We start from the raw sequence: 5558 nt of genomic DNA on the forward strand, positions 1-5558 counted from the left end.
CACGAGCGGCAGCGCGATCACGTGCAGCGCGAAGAAGCGGTTGAGTGTGGCGTCGGCGGGCAGGTAGTCGCCCATGATCCACTCGACCAGCGTCCCGCCAATGACAGGGATGGTTCCAAACAGCGAGATGATCACCTTGGCGCCCCAGAACGACATGTTGCCCCACGGCAGCACGTAGCCCATGAAGGCCTCGGCCATCAGCACCAGGAAGATCAGCATGCCCAGCAGCCACACCAGCTCGCGCGGCTTCTTGTACGAGCCGTACATCAGGCCGCGGAACATGTGCAGGAACACCACGATGAAGAACAGCGAGGCACCTGTGGAGTGCATGTAACGGATCAACCAGCCCCACTCCACGTCACGCATGATGTATTCGACCGAGGCGAACGCTTCGAGCGCGCTGGTCTTGTAGTTCATGGTGAGGAAGATGCCGGTAACGATCTGGTTGACCAGCACCAGCAGCGCCAGCGAACCGAAGTAGTACCAGAGGTTGAAGTTCTTCGGCGCGTAGTATTCGGTCATGTGCTTGCGGTACGCAGGCATCATGTTCGGCGCGCGCTCGTTGACCCAGTCGCCCATGCGGGTGAATACGTTAGCCATCAGCCGGCCTCCTTCGGATCCACGCCAATCTGGATGGTGCTGTCGTTCACGAAGTGATACGGCGGCACCTGCAGGTTCTTCGGCGCGGGCACACCGCTGAAGACGCGGCCGGCCATGTCATAACGCGATTTGTGGCAAGGGCAGTAGAAGCCACCCTTCCAGTCCGGATCGAACGGCTCGGGCTTGATCTCCGGCACGAAGTCCGGCACGCAGCCCAGGTGGGTGCAGATGCCCACCACCACCAGCCACTCGGGCTTGATCGAGCGGGTTTCGTTCTGCGCGTACTTCGGCTGCTGGGCCGCCGAGGCACCATCGGACTTCGGATCGACGAGGCGCGAATCCACCATCGGCAGCGAGGCGAGCTGGGCCTTGGTTCGGTTGACCACGAACACCGGCAGGCTGCGCCACGGGAAGGTCACCTTCTGGCCTTCCTCGATCTTGCTGATATCCACGGTCACCGGAGCACCGGCGGCCTTGGCGCGTGCGCTCGGTTCCCACGTCTTGATGAAGGGCACGACTGCCGCGACGACTCCCGCGCCACCAACCACCGCAGTGGTTGCTGTGAGGAAACGGCGGCGGCCGTGATCGACGACTTCGTTCGCCATCAGGCTCTCCGGAACTTGCAATGCCATTGAGGTGCGGACCGGCGGCTTCCACTGGCACCTGCGAAGCGAGCCACCAGCCACGGAAATCCGCCGCCCCGGGCCGTCAGCAGCTTCCGGTGACGTCCGAGGTTCTGGCCGCGACGGCCGCCCTCGCAACGACGGGCCGACCTGCTTCGCACGTGCCGGTCAAAATCCGGCACCCGCAAAAATCGCGTTAGTGTAGCGTCAGCCCCTGCCCCGTACAATCAAACGCGCGGTGCGGTCACGCGCCGCAGCATGCCGCGCGCGCCGTCTCCACGCACCATTTTACGAAAGCCTCCCGCAATGAAACATGCCGCCGGCCTGCTCGCCTTCATCGCCCGATTTGCGATCCTGGGGCTGGCGCTCGCCTTCGTGGTGAGTCTGCTGTGGCCCGGTTCGGGCGAACGCCTGCGTGAGCGCTTCGGCTTGGCCGCACCCGCTCCGGCCGCGACGCCGGCCATCAACGGCGGAACAACCGGACCGACACTTTCCTATGCCGACGCCGTGGCCCGAGCGGCGCCCTCGGTGGTCAATATCTACGCCAACAAGACCGTCACCGAGCAGGCCCTGCGGATGTACACCGATCCGCTGCTGCAGCGGCTGTTCGGCGGTATGCCGGCCGGACCGGCCTACAAGCGGCGCGAGCAGAGCCTGGGCTCGGGCGTGATCGTCAACGCCGATGGCTACGTGCTGACCAACAACCACGTCATCGCCAATGCCGACGACATCCAGGTGCTGCTGTACGACGGCCGCGTGGCGAAGGCGCGGGTCGTCGGCGCCGACCAGGAGACCGATCTGGCGGTGCTCAAGATCGACGCGGGCAACCTGCCGGTAGCGCACTTCCAGCCGCACACCAACGTGCGCGCCGGCGACGTGGTGCTGGCGATCGGCAATCCGTTCGGCCTCAACCAGACGGTCACGATGGGCATCGTCAGCGCGATCGGTCGGCAGCTCAGCAGCTCCAGCCCCGAGGACTTCATCCAGACCGACGCGGCGATCAACCTGGGCAATTCCGGCGGCGCCTTGATCGACGCCAAGGGCAACCTGGTGGGCATCAACACGCTGCTGATCGGCAAGGCCGCCAATGCCGAAGGCATCGGCTTCGCCATCCCCATGGACAGCGCCAAGAAGGTGCTGGACCAGATCATCGATACCGGCCACGTAGTGCGCGGCTGGCTGGGCGCCGACTACGCCTTCGTGCCGGTGGCGGCCGACAGCGGGCTGCCCGCGGCGGCGCGCGGCGTGCAGGTGTCCGAGGTCTACCCCGGCGGCCCGGCCGCGGCGGCCGGCATCCAGCCGCACGACATCCTGCTGCGCATCGGCGACGACGACATCGCCGACCCGGCCGAACTGCGTCGCCACGAGGCATCACTGAAGCCGGGCAGCACGGTCGATGTGACCGGCCTGCGCAACGGCGCCCCGTTCCACCTCAACGTGACCATCGCGCAACGGCCGGCTACCCTGCCGGACAGCTCACTGGATGGTTGATGCCATCCCGGCGCGGACGGCCAGCGGCGGGCGCAATGCCTGCCCATAACGCTGGCGCAGCGCCGCGACGCGGCTGACGTAGACCTGGGTCTCGGCATACGGCGGCACGCCCTTGTAGCGCTGCACCGCCCCGGGGCCGGCGTTGTACGCGGCGGCTGCCAGCTTTTCGTTGCCGTTGAAGGACTGCAGCAGCAGGCTGAGATAGCGCGCCCCGCCGCGGATGTTCTGCTCGGCGTCGAACGCATCGAGCACGCCCATGTCGCTGGCCGTGCCCGGCATCAGCTGCATCAGGCCCTGCGCCCCCTTGATCGAGAGCGCATGGGGATTGAACGCGCTTTCGGCATGGATGATCGCCCGCAGGAACGCCTCGTTGACGCCGTAATCGGCACTGGCCTGGCGGATCGCGCTGGCGTAGTCCTGCAGGTTCAAGCGCACCGAGTTCCAGTGGATCGGCGAATGGAGGTCGCAGGCCATGCAGGTGGCGATATAGGTGAACAACATCGTGACCGCGTGGCCGCGGTCGCGCGTCGGCGCAATGTTCGTGTACTCCACGCTGCCGTCGGCCTTCTTGACCCGATACACCGCGCCGCGCAGCACGCGATCGCCTGGCTCCGTCGCCGCTGCGCTGGCGCTGGCGAGCTCGGTTCGCGACTCCTGATAGTCCCACTGCCCGCGCACACCCGGCCGGCGTGGCGGGTCGGGCAGCACCTGCGCCGTGGTCTCCACCGACGCCTGCACACCGACGAACAGGCGACGCGACGGCGGCAATGCGGACAGTGCCGTGGCGGTGGTGTCGACCGAAGCCACCACGCCCGCGAAAGGATTGCGCGCCACCGGCGCGCGGCGCGGCGTGACGGTCCGCCGCGGCGCGGCATACGCACCTATCCGGTGGCAGCGCTGGTAACCGGCGGTCTTGCTGGTGAACACGGCCTCGCCGCTCGCGCCGGTGCAGCGGTACAGCACCTCGGCGCGCACCCCGTGCGGCCACAACGCGAACATCGCGAACGCACAGCCGAACGCGATCCGCAGCAGGATCGACGAATGCGGGAAGCGGTAGCCCGACCGACCGGCGCTCCCCTTCTGGCGCGTGGCAGCGGTCATGCGGCGCAGTGTGCAGCGATCCCGCCGCATCGCCAAGTGTGGAAGCGCCAGGCTGTGCACCGTGTCGCGGCACCGGGCCGCCTCCGGCGCCGCCGCCATCGGGCATCGCAAGTGCTTGATCCGCCACGCCCGCTTGCTGACAGGTCGGCATGCCGGCGAGTAAACTGCGCGGTTCGGCGGCCTGCCGCCCTACCACCCGAATCACGGTACCTCGCCCCATGAGCGGCAAGCTTTTCATCAAGACCCACGGTTGCCAGATGAACGAGTACGACTCGGCCAAGATGGCCGACGTGCTCAAGGCGTCGCACGGCCTGGAGCTGACCGACAACGAGGCCGAGGCCGACGTCATCCTGGTCAACACCTGCTCGATCCGCGAGAAGGCGCAGGAGAAGGTATTCAGCCAGCTCGGCCGCTGGAAGGAGCACAAGGCCGACGGCAAGCCCGTGCTGATCGGCGTGGCCGGCTGCGTGGCGAGCCAGGAGGGCGAGGCGATCGTCAAGCGCGCGCCGTACGTGGACCTGGTGTTCGGCCCGCAGACCCTGCACCGCCTGCCCGAGTTGATCGAGTCACGTCGCGCCACCGGCAAGCCGCAGGTGGACATCTCCTTCCCCGAGATCGAGAAGTTCGACCACCTGCCCGAGCCGCGCGCCGAGGGCCCAACCGCCTTCGTCTCGATCATGGAAGGCTGCTCGAAGTACTGCTCCTACTGCGTGGTGCCGTACACCCGCGGCGAGGAGATCAGCCGGCCGTTCGACGACGTGATCGTCGAGGTGGCCCAGCTCGCCGAACAGGGCGTGCGTGAGGTGAACCTGCTGGGCCAGAACGTCAACGCCTACCGCGGCGCCACCCACGACGGCGGCACCGCGGATCTCGCCGTGCTGATCCACGCCATCGCGCAGATCGATGGGATCGGCCGCATCCGCTTCACCACCTCGCACCCGCTGGAGTTCTCCGACTCGCTGATCGAGGCCTACGCCAGTGTGCCGAAGCTGGCCAACTTCCTGCACCTGCCGGTGCAAGCCGGCTCCGACCGCATCCTCAGCGCGATGAAGCGCGGCTACACCGCGCTGGAGTTCAAGCAGAAGATTCGCAAGCTGCGCGCGGTGCGGCCGGACATCTGCATCAGTTCGGACTTCATCGTCGGCTTCCCCGGCGAGACCGACGAGGATTTCGAGAAGACCATGAAGCTGATCGACGACGTCGGCTTCGACCAGAGCTTCAGCTTCATCTTCTCCTCGCGCCCCGGCACCCCGGCGGCCAATCTGCCCGACCCGACCCCGGCCGAGGTCAAGCACGCCCGGCTGACCCGGCTGCAGGCGGCGATCAACGCCAACGCCAAGGCAATCAACGAGGCGATGGTCGGCACCGTGCAGCGCGTGCTGGTGGAAAAACCCAGCCGCAAGAACGCCAGCGAACTCAGCGGCCGCACCGAGAACATGCGCTACGTGAACTTCCCTGGCGATGCCCGTCTGATCGGCCAGTTTGTCGACGTGCTGATCACCGACGCGATGAGCAACTCGCTGCGCGGCCGGCTGCACAGCCACGAAGCCGTCGCCGCGATGTAGGAGCCCGCTCGCGGGCGATGCCTTTCGCTTTGCTGTGCATCAGAGCAGGAGCATCGCCCGCAAGCGGGCTCCTACAAACAGCGGCGGGATCAATCCAGCCGCGAGGCGGAAGCGCAGCTTCACGGCTAACGCCATCGTCAAGGCAGCCACGACCAGGGCGCGATCTTCTGTAGGAGCC

Annotated in this window: 5 protein-coding genes; 2 read left to right on the forward strand and 3 right to left on the reverse strand. The window is 67.0% G+C overall.

The features are described from left to right. Window positions 1-600: cytochrome b (locus tag ACTHJF_RS05515; protein WP_440266232.1), on the reverse strand; the 600-nt coding region annotated here is incomplete at its 3' end. Next, a complete protein-coding gene (gene petA / locus ACTHJF_RS05520) occupies window positions 600-1205 on the reverse strand; it encodes a ubiquinol-cytochrome c reductase iron-sulfur subunit (protein ID WP_431634110.1) in 606 nt (201 codons plus the stop codon). The genes petA and ACTHJF_RS05515, both read right to left, overlap by 1 nt. A 324-nt stretch (window positions 1206-1529) precedes the next feature. Here petA and ACTHJF_RS05525 point away from each other — a divergent pair, with 324 nt between their 5' ends. Then, window positions 1530-2714 carry a S1C family serine protease gene (locus tag ACTHJF_RS05525; RefSeq protein ID WP_440266233.1) on the forward strand — a complete coding sequence of 395 codons (1185 nt, stop codon included), beginning with the start codon at window positions 1530-1532 and terminating at the stop codon, window positions 2712-2714. Here ACTHJF_RS05525 and ACTHJF_RS05530 read toward each other — a convergent pair. Continuing rightward, a complete protein-coding gene (locus ACTHJF_RS05530) occupies window positions 2700-3815 on the reverse strand; it encodes a lytic transglycosylase domain-containing protein (RefSeq protein ID WP_440266234.1) in 1116 nt (371 codons plus the stop codon). The genes ACTHJF_RS05525 and ACTHJF_RS05530 overlap by 15 nt on opposite strands. A gap of 218 nt (window positions 3816-4033) precedes the next feature. Here ACTHJF_RS05530 and miaB point away from each other — a divergent pair, with 218 nt between their 5' ends. Continuing rightward, window positions 4034-5380 carry a tRNA (N6-isopentenyl adenosine(37)-C2)-methylthiotransferase MiaB gene (gene miaB, locus ACTHJF_RS05535; RefSeq protein WP_440266235.1) on the forward strand — a complete coding sequence of 449 codons (1347 nt, stop codon included), beginning with the start codon at window positions 4034-4036 and terminating at the stop codon, window positions 5378-5380. Window positions 5381-5558: the final 178 nt, after the last annotated feature.

Origin of the sequence: Dyella sp., assembly GCF_051962475.1 — a bacterium.
Lineage (GTDB): Bacteria > Pseudomonadota > Gammaproteobacteria > Xanthomonadales > Rhodanobacteraceae > Dyella_A.